The organism is Aliivibrio sp. SR45-2 (genome assembly GCF_963890165.1).
Classification (GTDB): Bacteria; Pseudomonadota; Gammaproteobacteria; order Enterobacterales; family Vibrionaceae; genus Aliivibrio; species Aliivibrio salmonicida.
In genome coordinates this window covers 1-1,528 of record NZ_CAWPRC010000059.1, presented here as the reverse complement: position 1 = coordinate 1,528, position 1,528 = coordinate 1, and the positions used below count along the sequence as shown (strand labels likewise).

General features: G+C 36.8%; 2 protein-coding genes. Both read right to left on the bottom strand.

From position 1 onward, the window contains the following. Window positions 1-240: 240 nt before the first annotated feature. Entirely contained in the window at window positions 241-696 is a 456-nt protein-coding gene (locus AACV33_RS02980) for a GNAT family N-acetyltransferase (protein WP_182700725.1), read from the bottom strand. Between the two features lie 155 nt (window positions 697-851). After that, complete coding sequence (locus AACV33_RS02975) at window positions 852-1,388, bottom strand: nucleotidyltransferase family protein (protein ID WP_182700724.1); 537 nt, start codon at window positions 1,386-1,388, stop codon at window positions 852-854. Window positions 1,389-1,528: the final 140 nt, after the last annotated feature.

Below are 1,528 nucleotides of genomic sequence, written 5' to 3'. Positions count from 1 at the left end.
GGCAACAAAGAAAAAGGAAACCCACCTTACTTTCACACCTAAAAAACTAATGGTTCAATCGCTGAACTGAACCAAAAAACTGCATTCTTAAAGTTCGTATAACGCCTGCATAACACGTTTGCTACGATACAGACTTAACTGAATTTTACCGCCTTAATCACTGAAACTAAAGGCAAACTGACAACGCCGAATGTAGCAAATCGTGTTGATGCATTTGTTATATTTTTATCTAACCTAGTACTAGAAACTTAAAATCAATTCTCGTTCACGACCATCGATAAGGCTACCTGATAATCGAAAACCCAAACTTTCATAGAACCCTAATGGGCTATTTTCACTTGAAACAATACTGGTTGTTAATTGCGATGCTCCAAATTGATTTTTTAACTCAATCAATAACAGCTCAATTGAACGCTTACCTAATCCAAAACCTTGATACTTTGCATCAATCATAAAACGCCAGAGGTAATACTTATTTTCATTTGGTTTGACATCAACCATAACGAAACCAACGGCTATATCGTTAAGATAAATACCTTTGAACCAAGCACTTTCAGAAAATGAAGCCTCAGCAATAGAAATGGCATTTGAATCTACATGATTAACCTGCTCAGGTTTAACTGAAAGTAAGCATACTGCATAGAAGCTATCCTTAGTTAAATCTCGTAAATTCAAACTGTTAGTATCAACTTTCATAAGTAATCCATTACCATTTCAAAATTTCGTGGAAAAATATAACGCCTGCATAACACGTTTGCTACCATGCAGATTAAGCCTAAATTTACCACTTAATACGGTAAACTCAAAGAAATCTAGAATGCCGAATGTAGCAAATCGTGTTGATGCATTTGTTATAACGCAGTTCTCAATTTTGCCCAATGACCCAGCCAACCTTTCGACGTTACGCGGTCACTGAAGATTTCTAAAGAACGCTTAGGATTATGTGTAACTTGTAAATGGAACAATGATTCAAAGCCAAACGCAGAAATACATTCGTACTTACCATTGTCTAATTTTCGTATCGCTACAGCCGTTTCTTTTTCTGGCCAGTAACTCATTGCGTCGATAATATTTAAATACGGTTTATCACCATTTCGTTTGTGCATAATTGCTTGATTACGCACTTCCCAATTCAATTCTGGCATCAGCGCAGAAAGCTGAGATTCGATTGACTTGTAGCTTTCAGGGATAGATTCAGTTTCATCGAAATAAATAACGTCAACGTCATTCAAAGGCGTTGATACTGATTTTTGATGCAAATGATCCCACACCAAATTTCGGACGAAACCTGCGGCTAAATAACAATGAGGTAAATTGAGTGCTCGAACACAATCAAGAGCCTTGACCCTCAATTCATCTTTCTCAATTAATGTGATGATTCTATCCATATCCACCCTGCGTTATAACGCCTGCATAACACGTTTGCTACTATGCAGAACAAACTGAATTTTACTGCCTTAATCACTGAAATTAAAGACAAACTGACAACGCCGAATGTAGCAAATCGTGTTGATGCGATTGTTATGTT